Raw genomic sequence first — 642 nt, 5'->3', positions numbered from 1 at the left:
CAATGCAGGATCAATCGAGACGATCATCGACGATGGAGGATTGTTCACGGCCCCGGCGCCAGGACCAGACGACCTGATTTTGACTACGGGGGCAGATACCTTCGCGCCAACCGCGGTGGACTCGACGGTCACTGGTACAGCCGACACTTTGAATGCGGCCGACGATCTAGACGCTGGCACGGGAACAGACGCGCTGATCCTTTACGGTGGCGGCACATTGAACCTTAACACACCGGTCGATGTCGATGGCTTTGAAGAAGTTCAACTGGTCAATCTTACGAATGAAACTGCGAACCTCACACTGCGTAGTGGGGTCAGCCACGATCAAGTAACGATTAATTCTGTTGGAACCACGCGGATCAACACCAACGGCTCGACCTACGTCACCAACGTCACGGGCGGATCCGGCAATGAAACTATCTTTCTCTACGGTGCCTCAAACATCGGATATGCAAATCTTGGCGACGGAAGCAACCATGTCCGACTTCGGGGAACCGGAGGTATCTCGGACCTTCAAACAGGAAGCGGCCTGGACAGGCTCTATGTCTACTCGACTTCCGCTTGGAGCGGCGTGACAAGTTTCGATGGAGGCGGCGGCTCTAACGATAGGCTCAGATTCTTCCAGAGCTCAGCAACCTTCGA

Annotated in this window: 1 protein-coding gene; it reads left to right on the top strand. The window is 55.0% G+C overall.

Annotation, left to right across the window (positions count from 1 at the left end; genetic code table 11):
- Positions 1-642 (top strand): hypothetical protein (locus ABLN94_RS24575; RefSeq protein ID WP_352997345.1); only part of this gene is annotated, 642 nt, incomplete at both ends.

The organism is Ruegeria sp. SCP11, assembly GCF_040329455.1.
GTDB classification, from domain to species: Bacteria; Pseudomonadota; Alphaproteobacteria; order Rhodobacterales; family Rhodobacteraceae; genus Ruegeria; species Ruegeria atlantica_E.
Note: the sequence above shows the minus strand (reverse complement) of the source record. Positions and strands in the feature narration are given on the sequence as shown.